Source organism: Microcoleus sp. w1-18aA5 (assembly GCF_036701705.1).
In the GTDB taxonomy this organism is placed as follows: Bacteria; Cyanobacteriota; Cyanobacteriia; order Cyanobacteriales; family Microcoleaceae; genus Microcoleus.
The window spans coordinates 43,708-65,973 of record NZ_JAUPTE010000005.1 but is presented as its reverse complement, the minus strand read 5'-3'; the positions used below and the strand labels follow the sequence as shown (position 1 = coordinate 65,973).

Genomic DNA, 22,266 nt, shown 5'->3' with positions numbered 1-22,266 from the left:
AAAATGTGAGTTGCAATACGAATTCTCAGCTTTTATAGTCTTCAACAATCGAGCAATTCACGCACATTGTACCAGAGGAATCAGAGAAGGTGACTTCATCTTGATAATGCCGGGGTGTTTGCATCAGCAACCGCCAAGCTTCTCCAGCATCTATTAAATTCATGCGTCCGGGATAGTGAATTTGCAACAACTCTTGCACCATCGGATAATAGTCTGAGTTGATGCTGGGGAAAATATGATGCTCTGTGTGGTAAGAAAAATTTAAGTGCAGCAGGTCAAATATTTTAGGAACCCGCACTGACATACTGTTGATCAGCGGGTCATTAATGACGGTCATCCGGCAACCCATGTGGTTGGTATAGATGTAAAACATGGCGCCTGCATGACCAATTGCGATCGGCAAAAAGTAGGCAAGAGCGATTTTCAGCGGATGAAAGCCCAGGTAGAACAAAATGCTGGCATGAATTCCTAAAATTCCCAGACATTCAAATGCGATTGTCAATCTATCTTTAGGACTAACTGTAAAGGCAGCCGGTACGTAATCGACAGATTTATCGTTAAAGAACAGTACCGAGGTGAGATTGCGGAAATTATGCACTAACCACGAACCGGCCATCCCTACAATTAACCACACCGGGTTGACTTCCACCGACGGGACAAACAGATTTTGAATCCATTTTCCCCAAGTATCTGGTTGCTGGTACAGATAGTTGCGATCGGGGTCTGCCAAAGAATTCGTGTTATTGTGATGCACGAGGTTGTGCAGATTTTTCCACTGAGTAGGCGGCATAAACAGCATACTTAGTCCCAAAAAGGCGATCGGATAAGTGAGGCGCGACTTTTTCTGAACGCTACCGTGCATCAAATCGTGGGAGCTAAATAGCAAAACTATGATACTATTGCCCATGATGACGGCTAAAGGTAAGTAAAGCCCTAAAAGATAGACAGGCCAGCGATCGAGATTAGCAGCAATTCCCCATCCCAGCAATAAAATAGCAGCATTGATGAGTAGTATTGCTAACTTGCTAGGATCTGGTTCAAAGGCATCTGACGGCAGCAGCGGACGCAATTTTTTAACATATACCGAGTGGTGAATTAGCGTTTCTTCGCCGCCTAAAGTCGGCGTTGCCGCCTTGTCTAGAGTATTGAGTGATTTTTCTGATTTCATGTGATCGCTAAGAGTATTTTCATGTGAGTTAATAAGTTTCTAAATTTAATTAGATCCCGTACCCGATTTGAGATTGAACCCACACATAAATCCGGCTTATTGTTAGGATGCGGAGATTTTATCTGTCTCCACTGTGGCTATCCGAGAACTGGCGATCAAATTGCTTTAGATCAAGGCTGCCTGATTGTTCTACGAAGATATTATATCCCATAAAGAAAATTTTAGAAACAACTATTAAAGGCTTACGCATCGATAATAGTCTCCCACTTTTCAGTTTGGTTTAATCCCAATAACCAATCCTAAATAACCTAAGCTGATACGCATTTAAATTGGGATTTTTGAAGCCTAGACTCCTTGCACCATGGCTTTCAGGCAAAAAATTTAAATGCTGAACAGCTTATAAGATTAAAAAAGTCCGTTTCCCTGAACAATTTCTTTAATTGTCGTCAGCGTATCTAACCCGATCAATCCCCGGCGATAACCTTTTTGGTTGGACATTCCCAAAAATATCGCATCTCCCCGATTTTGATAACGCCAAAACCGAGGTGAGGCATTTATAAAAGTTGAGGCGCTGTTAACATCCAGAGCAAATTGGCGACTTTCTAAGTAAGATTCAGTGGCAATGCAGTCAGCGTGACCGCTGCTGTAGCGGTTGATCCAGCCGATCGCAATCTCTAAACTATCGACAACTTTAAACGCGATGGTTTTGTTTAAATACGGTTGAGTCCACTCGTATGGTTCCGCCAGCTTCAACTCTGGGAAATCTGCAACAAGATCCGCATCGCCGCTAATTTGAAAGCCTTTTTCTTTTAAACTGTTCCACAGCCTGACTAGGGAAGAAGGCTTTTGGTTGCGATCGATCAGCACTTTCTCGATCGCATTAACAGGATCGGGAACGCTTTGATGGCTGTCCAAAATCATCCACCTTGCCATCTCCAAACTACCAGTCGGCGACCAATAAAGGTAACAATTTCCCATTGCCGACCTCAAAACTGGTGCTGTACACAGCCTAACCACCTGCTGCACCAAACTTGGTCTACCGTAGGGAATAATTAAATTGAGATATTGGTCTTGAGTGACCAATTCTCGGATCGAAGCGCCCCGATCCGGCGGCAGTATCTGCAAACATCCCGATGGCAAACCGACCTCATCGATCGCCGAAACCAAAGCTTCTCCAATTACTGTATTAGTTTGCCAGCTTTCGCTGCCGCCTTTAAGAATCAAACTGTTAGCGCTTTTGAGAGACAAACCAGCAGCGATCGCCCCCAACTCTGGAAATGCCTCGTAAATGAGAGCGATCGCCCCCAGTGGTAGCGACTGACAGTAAACCTGACAGCGATCGACCTGATAAGAAGCATTGATCACCCTACCGATCGGGTCTGGCATTTCCCCCAACCGTTGCAGAATTTGCACAGTTGTCTTGATCCGTTCCGGCGTCAGCTTCAGCCACTCCACAATCAACTCGGGAATCGCCATGTCCCGACTCGCTTCTAGATCCAGAGTATTTGCTTCTAAAATGTCATTTTGCCGGCGTTTCAGCGAGCCCGCCATCGCCTGCAAACCTGCAGCGCGATCAGCACTCTTTGTCGCAGCCAACTCCAAAGAAGCTTGATAAGCGCGACGCGCGACATTTGCGGCATCTGATGAATGGGTAAAATCCTCTATTATCATCTAGCTAACGCCTATAAGCCAGCCATACCATCAGCGCCGGCAGCATTGCTAGCAGCACCGCGACCATTGCCCACAGAATAATATTCGGGCCAGGCGAGTGTAGCGCCAAGGGCAACCAAATCACTAGCGGCACCAATATCATACCCAAAGCCAGTGGCAAGTAATAAGCCTTCAAACCCGGATGCGCTCTGTTCCACTGGTTGCCCGTCCACCGCCAAGCCTGCTTGTAAGGATAGTTCGTTGATAGTTGCTCGATCACGTATCCACTTTCGTCCAATACAAATATTTGTTGACAGCGGTTGCAGCCCAAGGCTTCTGTCAACGTTATGGGAACTAGACGACCCCGGCGTCGGCAAGGACAGGGGTACTCATCGTTTAAGTCAATCTTGGGAGCTTTTTGAGAGGGCACTAGCGATCGGATAAAAAAAGCGTTTTTACAAAAATAATCGTTAACATATCCACTTAATCAAACTTGTCAATTCCGCCAAAGCGAGGCTTTCAACTGCCTGTTCCGAGATCACGCCCGATCGGCAATTTTGACTTGCAAGTTCTGCATTCAATCTTACCACTAACTTAGGTATTTTCAACCATCCTTCATTAGGAGGATACCGAAAACTTTCTTGATCTACTTTCCGGTTTCCTTGATTTTTTTATCTTCTAAAGCGGGTGACGCGATTCGAACGCGCGACATTCACCTTGGCAAGGTGACGCTCTACCACTGAGCTACACCCGCATTTCCTGCGGTATTAACAATATTGTCTCAATTCTCGAAATTTGTCAAGTCTTTTTAGTAAGTTTTTTTTCAGACACCCTGTAAAAACCCCCAAAGCCTATCCCCACCGGAAATTTCAGCAGCCAGATCATTAACCAAATCAGTAATTGCCGTGAAAATTGACCGCCATCCGCCGACGGCAAAGCTACAATCAAGCTGGAATTGTGGGAGAACACTGTCATGTCAGATTTAAATCGCGGAATCATGAAGTTCAAGGGAGCTGACAGTCCTATAGCGATCGCCATTTCGGCGATTGTCATTGCCGGCGGAATCGGCTTCTTGATCTGGTGGGCGCTGCAATCAGCCTACACCTTCAGCTAACAGACTACTCAAACGTAAAACTTATCAGGTCTTGCTCAGAAGGCAGAATTTAAGAAAAATTCTGTCTTTTGCATTTTTTGCCGTTAGCCTGGAATTGATGGCCCTGGAATCCGGATCGATTGCGGACGATCCAATGATTGCCATAAATCACCCGATCGGGCGACTCGCTAGCATGAGCCGAGATGACTCCCCGATCAACTACTTTTGTAGTACACTTGTAAACAAAGCGCGCCGAGAGCGCAATTTTAGATGCAAGTGTTTGCAAGGGTTGTATCTCAACAAGAATTTATGGCAAGCTTTCAGGACATCTTCAAATACTACAGTCGCTACTGGAAAATCTCAGTTTATAGCATAGGCGCATCCAGCGTTTTGGCACTAACCGATTTGCTTGTACCTTACGCGATCGGTCAAATATTAAACGTATTGTCGGGTCAACCTACAGATACAGTAACGCAAAAACTCATAACAGCGATCGCCTCCGTTACCCAGCACTCACCCAACAAAATATTATCGCTATCCGTCTTGCTGGGCATAATTTTTCTGGTAACAGTCGCCAAAGCACCGGTACAGCCTTGGGTGGGAAATTGGTTCCACTGGGCGATACCATTGAGGGCAAGGCGCGATCAAATGAGAAGTGCGATCGGCAAAATCCTCACCTTACCCCTAGAATTCTACGACGAAAACAACGCCGGACGGATTGCCAGCCGCATCGCCAAAGGCATCGCCAACCATACTTGGACTTACCCAGAAATTGCCGGCGAATTCATCCCCGAAGTCGTTCGCTTAATCGGCATTTTTGCCGTTATCTGCTTAATTGAGTGGCGGATTGGCTTATTAATTTTGGTTTCATTTCTATTTATCCTCACTTTCACCTTAAAGGGCCTGCAACAGGTGACGGCGCAGGAAGAAAGTCTGGATGAATACATCGAAGATACCGAAAGCCGCAACTCGGAAATTATCACCAACATCAAAACAGTCAAAGCTTTTGCGACAGAAAGCCATGAACTCAAAAGGCAAACAACCAGACTCGATCGCGAATCAAAAGTCGTGATCCACCGCATTCACAAAGGATACGTCATCCTGGGGACATACCAGCAGACGATCGTCCAGTTGTGTTTGTTTTCAGTTCTCGGTTTTAGCCTAGCAGCCACGGTTGCAGGCAAAATTTCCCTCGGATATTTTGTTACCGTCTACACCCTGGCAAGCATGGCATATTCCCAACTGCGTCCGATTAGCATTATCGCCGAATTATTGGCGCGGCGCTATTCTTCAATGATCCGGTTCCACGAGTTTATGCAAACGCCAGACGGTGTGGATGCGGTCAATTTAGCAGAAAATGCTCAATCGGCACAGCCACCTTATAAATTTACCGGCAAAGTTGAGTTCAGCGGTTTGACATTCGGGTACGACAGCCAAAAACCCGTTTTGCAAGATGTGAATTTATTGATTCATCCCCGTCAGACTGTAGCATTAGTCGGGCGATCGGGTTCCGGGAAATCGACTTTAGTTAAACTTCTGTTTCGCTACTTTGAACCAAACTCCGGCCGCATTCTGATCGACGGAGAAGACATTCGCAGCTTAGACGTGACTCGCTACCGCCAGCGTTTAGCCATTGTCCACCAAGAAGTAGACGTTTTTAACGGTACTTTGCTGGAAAATTTGACTTACGGAAACAGAAATGCAACTTTCGAGCAAGTTGAGGATGCTTGTCGCATTGCCAAAGTAGAGGATTTTGTGCGGCTGTTGCCCCAAGGTTACTATACCGTTGTCGGGGAGCGAGGAATGCGCTTGTCAGGCGGTCAGCGGCAGCGATTGGGGATTGCCAGGGCGCTGTTGGTGGAGCCGGATGTGTTAATTTTTGATGAGGCTACTTCTAGTTTGGACTATGAAAGCGAGCGATCGATCCAGATAGCCATGCGAAATATCCTCGGTACGCGCACCACCATAATTATTGCCCACAGACTGAGTACAATTCGCGAAGCCGATGCGATCGTCGTACTCGACGGCGGTAGAATCGTCGAAGTTGGCAGCCACGACGAACTCTTGAGTCAACAAGGCATTTACCGCCGCCTGCACTCCCTGCAAGAAACCGGGGAATTAGTGAATTAGGGATTTCCTCTTAGTCTAGACTTAGGGTGCTCCGGGCGGACACCCAGCCTAGACGTAGCAATGCACACCTTAAACAGTGTTCAATTTTCCCGTCTACCGCTAACTAACTTATGTGTTCTTAACTGAATGATTAGAGTTTCAAATATAATGTTGCAAATAAAGATTGTGGTGCTAGGATATATAACTGTGATGGAAATGGGTCGATGCCCGAGCGGTTAATGGGGGCGGACTGTAAATCCGCTGGCTACGCCTACGCTAGTTCAAATCTAGCTCGGCCCACCTCAATTTAATAAACAGTTAAAATTTAAGAATTAAAAATTAATTTTTTAATTGGAGATTCTTAATTTTTTATGCCCGTGTAACTCAGTGGTAGAGTACCTCCTTGGTAAGGAGGAAGTCACGAGTTCAAATCTCGTCACGGGCTTGCTATTCTCTGCTATATCTATCAAGAGTTTCACGCTCATCGCACAGTAACAAGGTTAGTTTTCCGCTCAACTTTAGTGCTGATGGTTTTCTAATATGTCCAAAACGACTTCCATATCTGCCAAGTCTGCCCTCGACTTTTTGCGTCTGGCTTTGAACTGATTGAGCAGGTCGGCCGGCTCTGGAAATTCTGCGACTACTGGAGAAACTTTGTTGCTATCTCTGGTAGTGTTGGGGCTGTTAATTAATATCGATCGTACCCATAGTTTAGCTCGTAAGCACGGTTTTGACATCACTGTTAGTGGCTGGCAGTATGGGTAGTTGAGAATGGTGTAACATCTCAGTGGGAACTGAGATGTTGCACCATTCTCGATAAATCTTTTATGAACAGGCAAGATGCCTGTTCCACAATAAAATTCATCTCTTGTGGAACGGGCATCTTGCCCGTTCTTGAAAATGGTGTAACATCTCAGTTCCAACCGAATTTAGCTATGAGACTAGGGTTTCCCCTCGGCGGACACTGCCACAAACTCATCACAATATTGTACCCATATCCAAATCCCCGACTTGTTCAAGAAATCGGGAATCTAATCATCCTCATCCAATCCCAGCGGCACAAAATATTGACTGTAAACCACACTATTCGGCTCCCAAAGCGGCCGCCAATAAACATTTTGGATCACCGCTTTCTCCCCATCACTATCCGCAGGCCACTGAAAACTGACGATCGCAATATTGCTATATCCCACAATCTCATCACCCTCTTGCAGCCAGCGATTGCGCCACAACAGCGATATAAAATTCCACAACCTACGCAGGAATGACAATTGTTTATTTTTATGTGTTCTATCTGACGGAGTTCCCTTTTCTAGCAGCAAAAACACCCGAGCTCTTTGCCGTTTAATCCAGTCAATTCGATAACCCCAATCAGGCAGAGATTGTCTATTCCTAACAGCAGCCTCCAGAGCTTTCTTTCTGCTACTCCTGGGGATTTTCATTAATTCCAGCGGCTCATTCCATCCCAAACATTCGTGCGATCGCTCAGGAAGCAGCGACTTAATCTTAGTATGAATTAAATGCGTTTTCCACTCTTCATTGATAAAAGCACTAGCAGTCAACTGCGCCAACACAGAATAGTGACAATTTGATTGATAATTCGCCAGATTCAAAGGCTCAATATTCGATCGAGAATCGCCAAAATGACAATCAGACCAATAACTCAGCCGCACAGCAGCAGCATAGTGAATATCCCCGCTCAACACAATCACCCGATCGCGCTGCTTAAAAAACTCCGACAACAGCTTCACAAAAGCCAACTCGTGAAAATTCCAAGCATCCCCCGCATCGCTATTAAAAACCTTCCCCTGTTCCACATCCCGCTTTTGCACCGCATCAATAATCCACAAACCAACCAAATTTGTCGGCACAACTACTAGCGTCGCCTCAATCTCAAACTCCCCAGTTTTATTCAGCAAATTAGTTTCTTGCAAAGGCTGCTGAATTTGCTCCTCAAAACCTTTGTGAGTCAAAAGCATCGGCGGATCGATCGCGCTTTTCACCGGATACCCCCGCCAACTCCGCGTATCCAGCACAATCACCTCATGCTTAAAACTTCTCACAATAAAATGCCAATTCAAAACCTCATTTACACCCTCGTCATCTCGATCCAAAATAAAAACATCTTCATCTAATTTCAACTTAGGCAAATGAGTTTTCGGATCGAGTTTTGGAATTCCCAAATACGAAGCCGCCTCCTCCCAAGCAGAAACATCAGTCCCCGCCGAAGCCGACCATTTTTCAGCCGCCTTTAATAATTTATCTCCCGGTTTTTCGCGATCGAACTGTGCAGGCGTATTTCCCCAAGCCTGAAACACAGCGTAAGCAAGCAAAGCATTCTGCACCACCCGCCGGCCCAGTGGCTTTCCCAGCACCCGGTAACACCACTCTCGATTCAAATAAAAATCGTCGCTAACATCATGGTCATCGCAAATCATATAAGTAGGAATATTCGCTAGCGCCCTCCTCACTCTCCACAAATTGCGAGCAAAACCGTCAAGTTCAACAACTTCTCTATCCCAGACTTTTGCCTGCTTAGAATTTGGGCAAATATCCTTACCCTTCGGAAAACTCGTACACCAGAGTACCGGCGACCAAACTAACAAATACATCGCATAATATTCGCCCAAGCTAAATAAGTGACTTTTAGCATTGGCGGGTTTATTTACCAACATCGCCGTAAAGCCGCCAAAATCTCTGGCAATATCGCTGCGAGTCCCCGGTTTTAACTCAATTGGTTTTTTGGACTCATATTCAGCATCAGATGGTTTCTGAATAGGGGACTCTCTAAAAATTTCCCTCTCTTGGCCACCTGCATTTTCGTTTGCCGAATTTTTAGGTATACTGATACACAAATTCTTTTTAATTTGGGCATCATCCATCAGGGGTAGACTCTCTTCCCAGCCCAACAGGGTATCGCCAGCATCCGTCAAAGCCCACAGCATCGCATCGGCCACGTCGTCGCCGTAAATTTGGTCGCCGGTTAAAAACAGTTGGTGGGGCCTGCTATTTGCCGTACCTGCAAACTGTTCGATCGAATTATCCAAGATTGGCAGCGCATCTCTGCCGTCTCCGTGGGGCTTGCGACAAGAACCGTGAACGATACGCAAATAGTTTAAATCCTGTGGCGGCAGGGCAAAAGTGGGCAACTGGTGAGCGAAATAACTAATCGTCTCCGGCCCCAAAGCCGATAAATCAGGAGTGGCAGGCCACAGGCAAGAAATGAGATTTTCTTTCTCATTTTCTGGGACTGCACCCGCCGACGGCGACTCGCTACTCCCCGCAAACTTGATGTCATAAGCATAAATTTCCCCAGATGTCAAGACATTGCTATTAATTGGTTTAGCAGTCACCGCGACTACGTGCAGGTATTTGCCGAGCTGTACGGTAGAGTTCGCACCTTGCAGCAATGGCCGATCGACAATTTCGCCGGTTCCGCCCTCCGTCGAATAAACCTTGAGTTCGACTTGGCGGGGTGCTTTCAGAGCCAGCCAAACTGTCACGGCCCGACTTTCAGTCCGGCGCAAAATCGGGCCCGCAAGGATCAGCGGCAAGTGATGAATTCGATGACTTAAGGGAGTCCACGACATAGGATTTAAAAAATAAAAATTAAATAAGAGTGTTCTAGCAATCAGATTTTAGGCGATCAAGCATCTGTCACTCGCTTAATTAATGCTAAGTCTGCCAACCCAAGTCTCCAAAATTGTAACAACTCATTAAGTAAAATTAATAATCATGCTACAAGAAGAACAATTACAACATTTCCGAGATTCAGCCCCGCACTTGTCGGTAATTACATCATCAGAACCCGCTGGACGGCCCAACAGCCGGCCAATCTACTCCTCGCCCTTAGATAGGGCGATCGACCGCCACCCCCTCACCGTGGCTCCAGAAACCCCGATCGCCCAGGTGTTGGCTCTCATGAACCCGATGCGCGTCTCCTGTCACCTTTGTGGCGAAAAACAAAACGCTGTTGCTAGCGCAGCCAAGCGCAGTTGCGTATTAGTCGTCGAAGATAATCGCCCGATCGGCATTTTTACAGAACGGGATATCGTCAAGCTAACTACCGTCGCAGCTTGTACAGTCGGACTGACAATTGCTGACGTAATGACTCGATCGCCCATTACCCTCAAACAATCCGAGTCTCAAGATATTTTCACAGCTATGTTCACGTTGCGCCAGCACTCCATCCGGCATTTGCCCGTAGTGGACGACGACTCGCGACTTGTCGGCATCATCACCCGCGAAGCCATTCACGAAGCTCTGCAACCGATTAACTTGCTAACCAATTTGCGCTGTGCAGCAGATGTGATGACGAAAGAAGTCATTTGGGCCCCAACAACTGCCTCAGCCCTCGATTTAGCCCAGCTCATGGTCAAGCATCGAGTTAGTTCCGTCGTCATTGTCCAAGAGCCAACTCAGCATCCTGATCGGGCGATCGCACCAACACAAAATTATCAAATTCCGATCGGCATTGTCACCGAGCGCGACATCGTGCAGTTTCACGCCCTCGAATTAAACCTCTCCGAAATCCCAGCAGCAAGGGCCATGAGTGCGCCTTTATTTTGCATATCTCCCGCCGATTCCCTCTGGAGTGTCCACCAGTCCATGCAGCGCCACTGCGTCCGTCGTTTGGTAGTAGTTGGCAACCAGGGAGAACTTTTGGGCGTTGTGTCTCAGACAAGTTTGCCGCAAGTTTTTAACCAATCTGAAATGTATGGGACGATCGAGCTGTTGCAACAAGCAGTGGACGATCGAGCCACCCAATTGCAGAAAGCCAACGAACTTTTGCAGCAAGAAATTTTAGAGCGGCAGCGGGCTCAAGAAGCTCTGCGCCAAGCTCACGACGACTTAAAACAACAAGTTGAAGAACGCACCGCTCAACTTTTAGAATCAAATGAATTGTTGAGACGGGATATTATCAAGCGCCAGCGAGTTGAAGAAGTCCTGCGGCGAAAGCAAACTTGCTTGAAAAATCAAGCGCAGCAATTAGAGGAAACTGTGCGAAAGTTGCAGCAAACTCAAACTCAATTGGTGCAAACCGAAAAAATGTCTTCTTTGGGACAAATGATTGCCGGTATCGCTCACGAAATTAACAACCCTGTTAATTTTATCTACGGCAACCTTTCCCACGCCAGCCACTACATCAAAGAATTGCTCCAACTGTTGCAACTTTACCAGCAGCACTATCCCGAACCCGTCTCGGAAATTCGGAAAGCAGCAGCAGATATGGAAGTCGATTTTTTGGTAGAAGACTTATCTAAGATCCTGTCTTCTATGCAAGTAGGAACCGAGCGCATCCGCCAAATAGTTGTGTCGATGCGTAATTTTTCGCGATCGGATCAATCTAACATCAAGCTCGTTGATATTCACGAGGGACTTGAAACCACTTTGTTGATTTTGCAGCACCGGCTCAAAGCCCACGGCGCACATCCAACTATTCACATTATTAAAGAATACGGCAATTTGCCCAACATCGAGTGCTGTGCCGGTCAGATCAATCAGGTGTTCATGAATATTATCGGCAATGCTATTGATGCTTTGGATGAAGAAATCCAGAAAGGGGAATGGGCGGCGAGAAATGCGAAAAATTCACCCCCGTCAAATCCTAATTCTCCATTGACTGTTCCCACAATTAAAATTCGTACTGAAGTTGTTGGCGGCGATTTTGTCGCGATCCGCATTTCCGACAACGGGCGGGGCATACCGGATGAGATTCGCCACCAATTATTTGACCCGTTTTTTACTACCAAACCAGTCGGCAAGGGCACTGGGTTGGGACTGTCGATTTCTTACCATTTAGTTGTCGAACAGCACGGGGGGCGACTCGATTGCGTTTCGGAAGCTGGACGGGGCACTGAATTTGCGATCGAGATTCCGATCGTCAGTGGTCATTAGTCAGCAGTCATAGGATTTTAGATTTTAGATTTAAGAATTGAAGAATTGAAGAATTGAAGAATTGGAAATGACTCATTAAGCTCGTGGTTTGGATCACGGGCCTACAGTTGCATTCTTTTTTTCAACTGGTATCAGTAGTCATGGGGAAGACATGATATTCTCCCAATCCCCCACTCTCCCCATCCACTCTCCCTCTTCCCGACTCACTCCCCCACTCTCCAACTCCCCACCATTTCCTAAAAATTCACAATTTTTTACAAAACACCCGAAACCCCAGCAAAGTCAATGTTTGCCAATCTAAAATCTAAAATCCCATAACTTTCTCCCTCTTCCCGACTCACTCCCCCACTCTCCGACTCCCCACCATTTCCTAAAAATTCACAATTTTTTACAAAACACCCGAAACCCCAGCAAAGTCAATGTTTGCCAATCTAAAATCTAAAATCTAAAATCTAAAATCCCATCACTTTGCTCTCCCCTGACCCAACTGATCCGAACTCACTTCGAGTTTGCCTCATCCACTAGCGCGTTTATGACCGTTCCACTTACCCGCACAAGCCATCAACTGCCTGCATCCTAGCCCCAAAGCCAAAAGCCCAGATTGTTTGAGAAGTTAATTTTTGTTTTGTTTTTGTACCTCTTTATATTAAGAAAGTATTCTAAAATTAATTTAAAATCTAAAAATAATCTAAAAATAGATTTTTATATCAAAAAACCAGTTAAGATTCCCAAAGATGCAAAATAAACAAATTTACTAGCATTTTCATTTAGACGCCCCCTTTCCTTTCATCGCAAGTTAGCTAATAATGCTTTCAACGAGGTGACTAAGGGCCGAGTCCAAAATTGGCCTAACCCAAAGACGGATACAAGCCCCAAACAAAAGTCGTCGAGATAGAAAATTTTAGTTAGAGAGAAGCCCCAGATTCATCTGTGGAGTCCATTCTTTAATCTCAAATTTGAAATCTCAAATCGACTGACAGTAAGGGAATTGCAATTGGGCTATTGCAATTGGGCTATAACAATTGGGCGATCAAAAAAAAGCATGAAAACCCAGCCCTCATCGTTTTGATAGAAACCTATAGGAGAACCAAGAGTGAAACTAGCAGTTTACGGAAAAGGTGGAATTGGTAAATCGACAACAAGCTGCAACATCTCCGTTGCCCTAGCCAAGCGCGGCAAAAAAGTTTTGCAAATCGGTTGCGATCCAAAGCACGACAGCACATTTACCCTCACTGGCTTCTTGATCCCCACAATTATTGACACCCTTCAGCAAAAGGACTATCACTACGAAGACGTTTGGCCTGAAGATGTCATCTACAAAGGCTACGGCGGCGTTGACTGCGTAGAAGCAGGCGGCCCTCCCGCAGGAGCTGGCTGCGGCGGCTATGTAGTCGGTGAAACCGTAAAACTGCTCAAAGAACTCAATGCCTTCGACGAATACGACATCATCCTGTTCGACGTACTCGGTGACGTAGTGTGCGGCGGTTTTGCAGCCCCCTTAAACTACGCGGATTACTGCATGATTGTTACCGACAACGGGTTCGACGCTTTATTTGCAGCCAACCGCATCGCCGCCTCAGTCCGCGAAAAAGCCCGCACTCACCCGTTGCGGCTCGCCGGTTTAATTGGCAACCGCACCTCAAAGCGCGACTTGATCGACAAGTACATTGACTCTGTACCGATGCCGGTGCTGGAAGTGCTGCCCCTGATTGAAGATATCCGCGTTTCTCGCGTCAAAGGCAAAACATTGTTTGAGATGGCCGAAAGCGATCCTTCCCTCAACTACGTCTGCGATTACTACCTCAACATCGCTGACCAGATTTTGGCAATGCCCGAAGGAGTAGTGCCCAACGACACGCCCGATCGCGAATTATTTGCCTTACTTTCAGATTTTTATCTAAATCCAGTGCAACCAGTGGTCAAGAAGGAGGAAGATGAGCTAGACCTGATGATGGTTTAATAGGTCTAGCGATCAGGATGAGGATAAAGAGGTTATGGCTTTTTTTGATACTTTTTCAGTTGCTCTCAAACAGAAGTGGTTGGACTACTACCAGGTAAATCGGGCTTGGCTGCTCCTGCACATGACGGCTGAGAACACGGTCGCCACACCCGACGGCGGGAAAAGGCCTGTTTCTTACCTCATCCTGGGAATTGCGGCTGCCCTGGAGCCGGAACTCCAGCAATTAATGCTGCCCTTCTCAAAACTCAAGCCGGATGCAGACAGCCTGATCGAAGTGTTGGGACTCAATTTTGACCCGGACATCGCGCTGGGTATGCCCTCAAATATCGCGCCGCAGACGGCCGGTAAATCTCCAACACCCACAGCAGCTCAAACTGCAACTGCAGCACCCGCCGCAGCTCGAACTGCCACTGCGGCACCCGCCGCAGCTCAAACTGCAACTGCAGCACCCGCCGCAGCCAAATCTAATAAATTGGGCGGTGCTGCCTTGGCAACAGCCGGAGTAGTCGCCGGAGTCGCCGGAGCAGCAGGTCTGGCAGCAGCGTCAGCACTGAGCTCAGAGGAGGAATCCTTCGATGAGTTTGAGGAAGAAGCGGTCTCCGACTTCGACATGGGCGATGACGAGGAAGAGACGGTCTCCGACTTTGACATGGACGATGACGAGGAAGAAACGGTCTCCGACTTCGACATGGACGATGACGAGGAAGAAGCGGTCTCCGACTTCGACATGGGCGATGACGAGGAAGAAGCCTCGGCTTTGGACGGTCTCGGTCTCGAAGACGATGAGGAAGACGCCGTATCTGACTTTGATATGGGCGACGATGAGGAAGACGCCGTATCTGACTTTGATATGGGCGACGATGAGGAAGAAGAAGCTTTGGCTTTGGGCGGTCTCGACCTCGGCGATGACGAGGAAGAAGAAGCCTCGGCTTTGGGCGGTCTCGACCTCGGCGATGACGAGGAAGAAGAAGCCTTGGCTTTGGGCGGTCTCGATCTCGGCGATGACGAGGAAGATGAAGCCTCACAATTTGGGACTTTGACCTCTGGAGATCTCGAAGCGGGGATTTCCGATCCGTTTGGGGAAGAAGATGCAGAGTTTGTCGCCGAAGAAATACCCGATCCTTTTGGGACAGCGACCTCAGATGACCTAGATATGGATCTGGGCGACTTGGACGATGACGGTATTGACGATTTCTCTGTATCTGATGAGGACGACCTCGACGATCTCGGACTTGACGATCTGGGGGAAGCAACTACCGGAGATCCTGACGAAGATGATTTAGATGCTCTAGGTCTCGGCGATTTGGATTCCGACGATGAGGATGAAGAAATTTCCGGCTTTTTATCTGATTTTAAGTGAGGTTGTTGCGATCGCCCGCATCTCTTCTAGTCTTGAAGTTTCCCGCTCTATTTGTGAGTTGTGAGTTGCGAGTTGTTAATTTTTAATGAGCTCCAACTCACAACTGCCAAAAGGCTTTTTGCCTTAGCAAGTTGAAGTAAACTAAATCCCTGCTGTGAGGGATTGTATGCCCTCGCGCAGAATTTTTTAGCCAGAATTTGGGATGCTGCGACTGCTGCGGAAATATTGAGTGGTTGCATCTATTTTTCACAGGAATTAGCCCAAAAATAGGTATTTCTATTTATTGTTCGCTGTGCGTCGCAATCGCGCTTTCACAGGTGTTTTCACGCCACTGCGCCTGTTCGTCATCGAGGGGAAAAACAACCTATTCCTCTCCTGGGCGATTGCACCAAGACGCTCGCAAAATCCAGGTGTTTCCTCGTTCCGCCGCAAGTCCTGTTCGAGAAGAAAAACAATTTAAAGGGAGAAGATTTGAGATATGACTGCTATTACTACTAATGAACCGGAAGCTTTAAACTTTGAATGCGAAACAGGCAATTATCACACTTTTTGTCCAATTAGCTGCGTAGCTTGGCTTTATCAAAAAATTGAAGATAGCTTTTTCTTGGTAATTGGTACTAAGACTTGCGGCTATTTCTTGCAAAACGCAATGGGCGTGATGATTTTTGCTGAGCCTCGCTATGCCATGGCTGAGTTGGAAGAAGGCGATATTTCCGCTCAGTTAAACGATTATGATGAGTTGAAGCGACTGTGCTTGCAAATTAAGCGCGATCGTAACCCCAGTGTAATTGTCTGGATCGGCACTTGCACCACCGAAATCATCAAAATGGATTTGGAAGGGTTAGCACCGAAACTCGAAGCAGAAATTGGCATTCCCATCGTCACAGCGCGCGCTAACGGCTTGGATTACGCTTTTACTCAAGGGGAAGATACCGTTTTAGCAGCGATGGCTGCTAAATGTCCTGAGAAAGCGCCCGTGATGGAATCTCAGAAACAAGAACGCAATGCTATCTCTCAACTGCTGAATTTCGGCAAGAAAAAAGAGGAAGTTGCAGCAGATGAATCGGAATATGTCAAGCACACACCGCTGGTACTTTTCGGTTCTTTGCCCGATCCGGTTGTTACTCAGCTAACCTTAGAATTGAAGAAGCAAGGAATTAAGGTTTCTGGTTGGCTTCCTTCCAAGCGCTACACTGAATTGCCAGTATTGGAAGAAGGCTATTATGTATCGGGCATGAATCCGTTCTTGTCGCGCACTGCTTCTACGTTGATGCGCCGCCGCAAGTGTAAGCTAATTGGTGCGCCATTCCCCATTGGCCCTGACGGAACTCGCGCTTGGATTGAAAAGATTTGCTCAGTGTTGGGAATTGAACCAAAAGGTTTGGACGAACGGGAAGCGCAAATTTGGGCTGGTTTGGAAGATTACCTGCAAATAATTCGCGGCAAATCTGTCTTCTTTATGGGCGACAATTTGCTAGAGATTTCTTTAGCACGTTTCTTGATTCGCTGCGGCATGACTTGCCCGGAAATCGGCATTCCTTACATGGACAAGCGCTATCAGGCGGCTGAATTGGCTTTGTTAGAAAAGACTTGTCACGAGATGGGAGTTCCTACTCCTCGGATTGTGGAAAAACCAGATAATTACAATCAGTTGCAGCGGATTTACGAGCAGAATATTGACTTGGTGATTACTGGTATGGCTCACGCTAATCCTTTGGAAGCGCGGGGAATTAATACTAAGTGGTCTGTTGAGTTTACTTTTGCTCAGATTCACGGCTTTGGTAATGCGCGGGATATTTTGGAGTTGGTGACTCGTCCGTTGCGCCGGAATAATTCGCTGAAGGATTTGGGTTGGGGTAATTTGGTGAAGAATGAAGCGAAGGTTTAATCGTTTTTAGTAAGATAGTAGGGTGGGCTTTGCTCACCTTATTTTTTTGGGAACCGCTGATGTAGGCGGATTGACGCAGATGAACGCGGATGAAGTGTGCGATCGTACTTTTGAATCAATTTCCTTTGGGCTAGCTTTGGTCACGTGCACTTTTCCCCAACTTTTCCAGAATCCCAGGCCACAGGCCCGTAACACGATCGCAAGTACGATCGCCTATAATCGAAACTAGCCCAACTCTCATCAGTTGAGAAACCGCCATGAGTCAAGACAAGGAAGAAATTAGCTATTCAGAGAAAACAGAACGTCTCAGAGTTATCGGTCAGTTTATCAAAACTGTGACACCGATGATTTGGACGATCGTAATTCTAGTAGTCATCATTCCCCTATTAGGTAACTTTCTAATTTCCCAGTCACTAACAAATACCGGAACCACAGCAGTTGTAGTCTCGCCTCCACACGATTTCAGCAAAGTCAACCAAGACATTAAAAACGCTATCCAACAATCCCATATAACTGCCGAAACTTTCGCATCAAAAGAGTTGGACAAATGGGAAAGCGAAGTAATTGCACGAGTAGACAATAGTTTCCTCGATTGGTACTTTGATTACTTCACTCAAAAAAAGATGGAGTTTACCGTACCTTTTAACTTCGTGAAATCTGCCGTACTCAACAGATTTGATATGACAGCAGCATCTCGTGTTGTTTCTGAAAAATTAACCGAAGACTTTCAAAGAGAATTTGCTAACCGCGTACTGGTACCCAAAAACGCTCAACTGCGATTTCAATTAATCACTCAAGATACTGCTAATTTGTATATATCCGAAGTTAGCAAGAATGTGAAAGTAGTTCAAAACAGTTATAATATACCGCAAGTACAGTGGGACAAATATCTGAACGATATTGCCACCACAATTAGCGACAAAGGAAACGTCTCGAATTTATCATTAAAAGTATTAGTTGGCGGTAGCGGTTACTTAATTGCTAAACCCTTAATTTTGGGAGTAGCAGCTAAAGTTGGCAGCAAAGTTACGGCAAAAGTTGCCAGCAAAGCTGCCGCCAAGGTAGCAACAAAAACAGGCGGTACAGTGGCTAGTCAATTGGGAGTAAGTTTAATCGACCCTATTGTCGGCATCGGGATTATCATCTGGGATTTGTGGGATTACAATCACACAGTTAAAGTAGAAAGACCGATTTTGCGGGAACACATTGTAGAATACTTGAAAGATGTCAAAAAGTCGCTGCTCACAAATCCTGAAAGCGGAATCATGGCAGCAATTTATCAGTTGGAAAGTGGTCTTCTCAAGTCACTTTAATCATTTAAATCGCGTCTGACTGATGTGTGTAAATCCCCGAAAAGTGGTAAGATCCACTGCAAGAAGGAAAGGGGATACACCAGTAGTTAGTGCCAGCAGCGGGCGCTCCGACTCGCTACTGTGGGCGCTCGAACACCAAACTGTGGGCGATCGCGCTCATGTAGCAAAAAAAGAAAAAAAAATGAATGTTAAACGAGGCAAAAAAAGAGAGGATGTTGGGACAAAAAGAAGAGTTAAATGACTTTATTTGCCCTAAAGAGATATCCCGTAATGGACTATAAAACAAGGTTTTCGACTCATATTACACGGATTAAGTTGTCGCCCTTTTTACAAAATTAGCTGTCGATTATGACTTGTGGCATTTACAGCATAAGAATTTAAAAGCTCCGATTGACAGAGGTAGAGTTCGGGGGCGAGTGCGTTTTGCCGATGAATCTCTACGGCGAGGTTTGTAGGGATTTTCTGAAGTATTTGACGGAGTTGTTTTAGTTCAAAAAGGCATAACTTCTCAGCCGGAAGTTTTGTCGGCTTGGTCGAAATTGCGACAAGAAATCGAACTGTTGATGAAATAGTCGAAAATCAAGGATCGAGTCGGCAGTTGCGATCGCCCCCTGAGACTAAAATCAAGTAAAATTGCCAGTATTAGTCGATCGACCCCCGTTGCTAGACTATATTTGCATTAAAGGTTTGCTATACTCCAGAAATAGACACATATTAACCTTTGGAAAATCAATAGGCCGGAGCTATGACATCCTATGCAACCTCTACAGCAAGAGCCGAGATGAGTGAGATCCGGCGCTTGAAAAACATACTGCCCCCAGAACTCCAAAGTTGGGTAACAGTAGAAAAAACAATAGAAGTTAATCCTACCCTGATCCGCAGCGAAGAAATAGGCAAAGACCAGGTAGAAATCCAAATAGACCTGATCCGCTGGGAACAGCTAGCAATGGATCAGCGCAACCTCCTATTTTGGCACGAAGTCGCCAGAATTCAAAACGACACCATCCCCAGAGACGGTTGGGAAATGGCAGCCCTCGCCATTGGTTTAGGCGGCGCCGTCGGCGAACTTTGGGTGCAAGACGGTTTGCTGCTGTTATTAGCCCTATCCCTGTGTGGCGTCTCCGGCTGGAGACTTTTCCAAAAAAACAACGGAGAGAAAAGTTTAAAAGAAGCAATAGACGCCGACGAAAAAGCCCTGGCCCTGGCCACCCGCTTCGGCTACACTCTCCCAAACGCCTACAAAAGCCTCGGCAGCGCCTTAAAAACCTTAATCGAGCAAACCTCCAAAAAACAGCAGCGGGCTAAATACGAAGCTCGTCTCCAGGCCCTCAAACGCAACGCAGCCAAAGCCAAAGCCAAAGTCAAACCCATCACCCGCGAAACCTCCCAGTCAGAAAACGTCTACAATTCTTAACCTCATCCCCCGACGCTTGTTACGGGGGTTTTCCAGTTAACCGTTAACTGTTGACTTCTGTGTTAGCTGTTAACTGTTAACTGCGATGGCTATCCGGTGCAAGACAGGCACGAAAATTATTAACGACAAGATTAATCGGCCTGAATCCACAAAAATCTTGATTCCGATGTTAAAGTTGGGCCGCGACTGCGTTCAAAAATCTTTGGGCCAAAACTGGCACTGGTAGACTTAAGTCTATTTTTGCCTTTGATATCATTCTCGGCGGGCGAGTTTGCAGGCGTTTTTGTAAAGTTTGTATAAAGCTAGCCTTTTGTTAACCATAATATTTGGTAAAGGTGGAGCTGCTAGGACAGAATAGGCTAAAGACATAAGCTTGAAATTTGAAACCAGGACTTCATGGTCAGTCAAACCCCAGAGGCAGATTTTCGGGTAACGTACTCGGACGAAATTCCCTCAGTTCACATACCCGTGCGCTTGAGCGTACTTGAAGCTGTAAACTTCAAGACAACCTGCCAGCAACTTTTTTCGGAAAGCACCACCGTTCCCAGCAAGATTGTCCTAGACTTCAGTCAGACGACATTCATCGACAGTAGCGGGATCGGTGCTTTAGTCAGCAATCTGAAATTTGCCAAACAGCGTGGTAGCGACTTGGTGCTCCGAAGCCTCAAGCCGCAGGTGATGGCAGTATTTGCTCTCACCAGCCTAGATCAAGTGCTGACGATCGAGCAGCCCTCTGCAACCTCAACTCCCACAGAGACCAAGCCCTCGGACAATCAGCTACCGATGACCCACCCCTCAGTGCAATCGTGGGTGAAGCGGCTGATAGACATTGTTGGGGCAATAGTCGGTTTGATAATTACAGGAATTTTGCTCGTACCCATAGCTGCAGCTATCACTATCAACGATCCAGGCCCGATATTTTTCGGTCAAACCCGCTGTGGCTGGATGGGCAGACAATTTCGGATTTGGAAATTTCGATCGATGTGTACCAACGCCGAAGCCATGAAAGCCCAAATCAAAAATCAGGCTTCTGGCGCATTTTTCAAAAATGACAACGACCCGCGGATTACCAAGGTCGGGCGCATCTTACGCAAAACCAGCCTTGATGAACTGCCGCAGTTTTGGAACGTGCTCAAAGGCGAAATGAGTCTAGTCGGCACTAGACCGCCTACCCCAGACGAAGTTGAGCGCTACGAAGTCCCTCAGTGGCAACGTTTGGATGTCAAACCTGGGATGACAGGGGAATGGCAAGTCAACGGTCGCTCTCAAGTCCGCGATTTTGAAGATGTCATCCGTTTAGATTTAAAATACCAACAAAACTGGAGCCTGGTGTATGACCTCAAACTAATTGTCAAAACTGTAACAGTCCTGTTTAACAAAAATAGTGGCGCTGTGTAGGAACCCTCAACAACCCACCACTGAACTTTGAGGTGCTGTTGCCAACGGGGGGCGGGAACTCGAACTCGATACTTAGTCAAGCAGACGATCACTAGCGATACCTACGTTAGCATTAAGTGTTAAAATTCACACGCCAAGAAAATACACAGCTAGTTGCCAGCTCTGCAATCAGAGCATTAATAATTAGCAATTGGCGAGTTCGAGGTCATACTCAAATGAGCCCAGCATAATTTTCGAGGACGAGAAGAACTCACCTGTGTTTAGAAAAGTAGCGACTCCTAACACGGTCGAAGCTTAAATCACTTCCTCGCAAGCTGACTCGGGAATTTTCCCTATTTAAACGCCCTACCGAGGCGGATTACAGTATCGGAAGTCTCTCATTTGCTGTGCGAGTAAATGGTGCGAAAGGAATGCTCACCTTGAGGCAAAACGGGCTTCTTCAACTCAAGCTTGACTTAACTAATATGTTGCCAAGACCTTGCCCTCCTTTTTCTCTCCCTCCGGCGCTGAGTACAGCGGTGGTGGGGGCCGACCAGGGGGAAGAAAGATGAAAGACAAGCAACCAAAGGCCGAGTGGCACCTGCAGGTTGAAACAGACCTGAATGCTTTAACATCCGTTTTGGAATGGTTGGAGAATATCGTTTTGCCCATGATACCAGCGGATTTCTGGTGGCAGTGTCGGCTGATAATCAACGAAGGCTTTACAAACGCTGTCCGCCACGCTCACCAGAACTTGCCCCCCACGACGCCCATCGACATTGAGGTAAAAGTGTTTGCCGATTATTTAGAAATTAGGATTTGGGACAGGGGTCAACCCTTCAACTTAGAAGCAAAGCTGCACTCAATCATGCAAGAGCAGCGCGATCCTTTGGACAGAGAGGGAGAAAGGGGACTGGTGTTCATGTACAAGCTCACAGACGACCTTCGGTATATCCGTACCGACGATCGCCGAAACTGCCTGGTAATGCGAAAAAACATTACCTGATGGCCCGATACCCGCCCGGTCAGGGCGGCT

Annotated in this window: 17 protein-coding genes and 3 tRNA genes; 13 read left to right on the top strand and 7 right to left on the bottom strand. The window is 46.6% G+C overall.

All coding sequences use genetic code 11. The features are described 5' to 3' along the window. Positions 1-25 precede the first annotated feature (25 nt). From Q5691_RS03255 to Q5691_RS03240, 4 genes are all read right to left on the bottom strand, one after another. Positions 26-1,168, bottom strand: a complete 1,143-nt coding sequence (locus Q5691_RS03255) for a fatty acid desaturase (RefSeq protein ID WP_333343895.1) — start codon at positions 1,166-1,168, stop codon at positions 26-28. 405 nt (positions 1,169-1,573) lie between these two features. Next, complete coding sequence (locus Q5691_RS03250) at positions 1,574-2,839, bottom strand: glutamate-5-semialdehyde dehydrogenase (protein ID WP_333211906.1); 1,266 nt, start codon at positions 2,837-2,839, stop codon at positions 1,574-1,576. A gap of 4 nt (positions 2,840-2,843) precedes the next feature. After that, the gene (locus Q5691_RS03245) at positions 2,844-3,248 is read right to left on the bottom strand and encodes a hypothetical protein (RefSeq protein ID WP_333084666.1); all 405 of its coding nucleotides are present in this window, start codon (positions 3,246-3,248) and stop codon (positions 2,844-2,846) included. Positions 3,249-3,500: 252 nt separating this feature from the next. Continuing rightward, positions 3,501-3,572 (bottom strand) — tRNA-Gly (locus tag Q5691_RS03240). Between the two features lie 219 nt (positions 3,573-3,791). Between Q5691_RS03240 and Q5691_RS03235 the strand changes: the two genes are divergently transcribed. From Q5691_RS03235 to Q5691_RS03220, 4 genes are all read left to right on the top strand, one after another. Further along, entirely contained in the window at positions 3,792-3,932 is a 141-nt protein-coding gene (locus tag Q5691_RS03235) for a hypothetical protein (protein WP_172188980.1), read from the top strand. A 288-nt stretch (positions 3,933-4,220) separates the two neighbouring features. Further along, a complete protein-coding gene (locus Q5691_RS03230) occupies positions 4,221-6,041 on the top strand; it encodes an ABC transporter ATP-binding protein (protein WP_333343894.1) in 1,821 nt (606 codons plus the stop codon). Between the two features lie 197 nt (positions 6,042-6,238). Further along, positions 6,239-6,320, top strand: a tRNA-Tyr gene (locus Q5691_RS03225). Positions 6,321-6,393: 73 nt separating this feature from the next. After that, positions 6,394-6,465: transfer RNA gene (locus Q5691_RS03220), tRNA-Thr, on the top strand. A gap of 73 nt (positions 6,466-6,538) precedes the next feature. Here Q5691_RS03220 and Q5691_RS03215 read toward each other — a convergent pair. Further along, on the bottom strand, positions 6,539-6,757 hold the full coding sequence (locus Q5691_RS03215) for a hypothetical protein (RefSeq protein WP_333311354.1): 219 nt from the start codon (positions 6,755-6,757) through the stop codon (positions 6,539-6,541). A gap of 294 nt (positions 6,758-7,051) precedes the next feature. Further along, on the bottom strand, positions 7,052-9,610 hold the full coding sequence (locus tag Q5691_RS03210) for a PhoD-like phosphatase (RefSeq protein ID WP_333211910.1): 2,559 nt from the start codon (positions 9,608-9,610) through the stop codon (positions 7,052-7,054). Between the two features lie 145 nt (positions 9,611-9,755). Here Q5691_RS03210 and Q5691_RS03205 point away from each other — a divergent pair, with 145 nt between their 5' ends. The 3 genes from Q5691_RS03205 (at position 9,756) to Q5691_RS03195 (ending at position 15,238) form a co-directional block, all read left to right on the top strand. Next, entirely contained in the window at positions 9,756-11,918 is a 2,163-nt protein-coding gene (locus Q5691_RS03205; RefSeq protein WP_333211911.1) for a CBS domain-containing protein, read from the top strand. 1,093 nt (positions 11,919-13,011) lie between these two features. Further along, positions 13,012-13,878: a ferredoxin:protochlorophyllide reductase (ATP-dependent) iron-sulfur ATP-binding protein gene (bchL, locus tag Q5691_RS03200; RefSeq protein ID WP_006634709.1), complete on the top strand. Its 867-nt coding sequence runs from the start codon at positions 13,012-13,014 to the stop codon at positions 13,876-13,878. 34 nt (positions 13,879-13,912) lie between these two features. Further along, positions 13,913-15,238 carry a DUF5331 domain-containing protein gene (locus Q5691_RS03195; RefSeq protein ID WP_333343893.1) on the top strand — a complete coding sequence of 442 codons (1,326 nt, stop codon included), beginning with the start codon at positions 13,913-13,915 and terminating at the stop codon, positions 15,236-15,238. Between the two features lie 47 nt (positions 15,239-15,285). On the opposite strand, the gene Q5691_RS03190 is transcribed toward Q5691_RS03195, so the two are convergent. After that, on the bottom strand, positions 15,286-15,477 hold the full coding sequence (locus Q5691_RS03190; RefSeq protein WP_333215563.1) for a hypothetical protein: 192 nt from the start codon (positions 15,475-15,477) through the stop codon (positions 15,286-15,288). 239 nt (positions 15,478-15,716) lie between these two features. On the opposite strand from Q5691_RS03190, the gene Q5691_RS03185 reads away from it, so the two are divergent. The 6 genes from Q5691_RS03185 to Q5691_RS03160 all read left to right on the top strand — a co-directional run bounded on the left by Q5691_RS03185 (position 15,717) and on the right by Q5691_RS03160 (position 22,236). Then, the gene (locus Q5691_RS03185; protein WP_199292772.1) at positions 15,717-17,126 is read left to right on the top strand and encodes a ferredoxin:protochlorophyllide reductase (ATP-dependent) subunit N; all 1,410 of its coding nucleotides are present in this window, start codon (positions 15,717-15,719) and stop codon (positions 17,124-17,126) included. Between the two features lie 257 nt (positions 17,127-17,383). Next, the gene (locus Q5691_RS03180) at positions 17,384-18,439 is read left to right on the top strand and encodes a hypothetical protein (RefSeq protein ID WP_333343892.1); all 1,056 of its coding nucleotides are present in this window, start codon (positions 17,384-17,386) and stop codon (positions 18,437-18,439) included. Between the two features lie 43 nt (positions 18,440-18,482). Next, entirely contained in the window at positions 18,483-18,680 is a 198-nt protein-coding gene (locus tag Q5691_RS03175; protein ID WP_333311348.1) for a hypothetical protein, read from the top strand. A gap of 504 nt (positions 18,681-19,184) precedes the next feature. Next, a complete protein-coding gene (locus Q5691_RS03170) occupies positions 19,185-19,853 on the top strand; it encodes a DUF3318 domain-containing protein (RefSeq protein WP_333109239.1) in 669 nt (222 codons plus the stop codon). 396 nt (positions 19,854-20,249) lie between these two features. Further along, positions 20,250-21,251, top strand: coding sequence for a sugar transferase (locus Q5691_RS03165; protein ID WP_333084651.1), 1,002 nt, complete (start codon positions 20,250-20,252; stop codon positions 21,249-21,251). 547 nt (positions 21,252-21,798) lie between these two features. Continuing rightward, complete coding sequence (locus Q5691_RS03160; protein ID WP_015178537.1) at positions 21,799-22,236, top strand: ATP-binding protein; 438 nt, start codon at positions 21,799-21,801, stop codon at positions 22,234-22,236. The last annotated feature ends 30 nt before the right edge of the window (positions 22,237-22,266 follow it).

Excerpts from the sequence above, each read along its gene's own strand:
- Q5691_RS03255 (WP_333343895.1), bottom strand. The coding sequence starts at position 1,168 with ATGAAATCAGAAAAATCACTCAATACTCTAGACAAGGCGGCAACGCCG.
- Q5691_RS03250 (WP_333211906.1), bottom strand. The coding sequence starts at position 2,839 with ATGATAATAGAGGATTTTACCCATTCATCAGATGCCGCAAATGTCGCG.
- Q5691_RS03235 (WP_172188980.1), top strand. The coding sequence starts at position 3,792 with ATGTCAGATTTAAATCGCGGAATCATGAAGTTCAAGGGAGCTGACAGT.
- Q5691_RS03230 (WP_333343894.1), top strand. The coding sequence starts at position 4,221 with ATGGCAAGCTTTCAGGACATCTTCAAATACTACAGTCGCTACTGGAAA.
- Q5691_RS03215 (WP_333311354.1), bottom strand. The coding sequence starts at position 6,757 with ATGTCAAAACCGTGCTTACGAGCTAAACTATGGGTACGATCGATATTA.
- Q5691_RS03210 (WP_333211910.1), bottom strand. The coding sequence starts at position 9,610 with ATGTCGTGGACTCCCTTAAGTCATCGAATTCATCACTTGCCGCTGATC.
- Q5691_RS03205 (WP_333211911.1), top strand. The coding sequence starts at position 9,756 with ATGCTACAAGAAGAACAATTACAACATTTCCGAGATTCAGCCCCGCAC.
- Q5691_RS03195 (WP_333343893.1), top strand. The coding sequence starts at position 13,913 with ATGGCTTTTTTTGATACTTTTTCAGTTGCTCTCAAACAGAAGTGGTTG.
- Q5691_RS03190 (WP_333215563.1), bottom strand. The coding sequence starts at position 15,477 with ATGCAACCACTCAATATTTCCGCAGCAGTCGCAGCATCCCAAATTCTG.
- Q5691_RS03185 (WP_199292772.1), top strand. The coding sequence starts at position 15,717 with ATGACTGCTATTACTACTAATGAACCGGAAGCTTTAAACTTTGAATGC.
- Q5691_RS03180 (WP_333343892.1), top strand. The coding sequence starts at position 17,384 with ATGAGTCAAGACAAGGAAGAAATTAGCTATTCAGAGAAAACAGAACGT.
- Q5691_RS03170 (WP_333109239.1), top strand. The coding sequence starts at position 19,185 with ATGACATCCTATGCAACCTCTACAGCAAGAGCCGAGATGAGTGAGATC.
- Q5691_RS03165 (WP_333084651.1), top strand. The coding sequence starts at position 20,250 with ATGGTCAGTCAAACCCCAGAGGCAGATTTTCGGGTAACGTACTCGGAC.
- Q5691_RS03160 (WP_015178537.1), top strand. The coding sequence starts at position 21,799 with ATGAAAGACAAGCAACCAAAGGCCGAGTGGCACCTGCAGGTTGAAACA.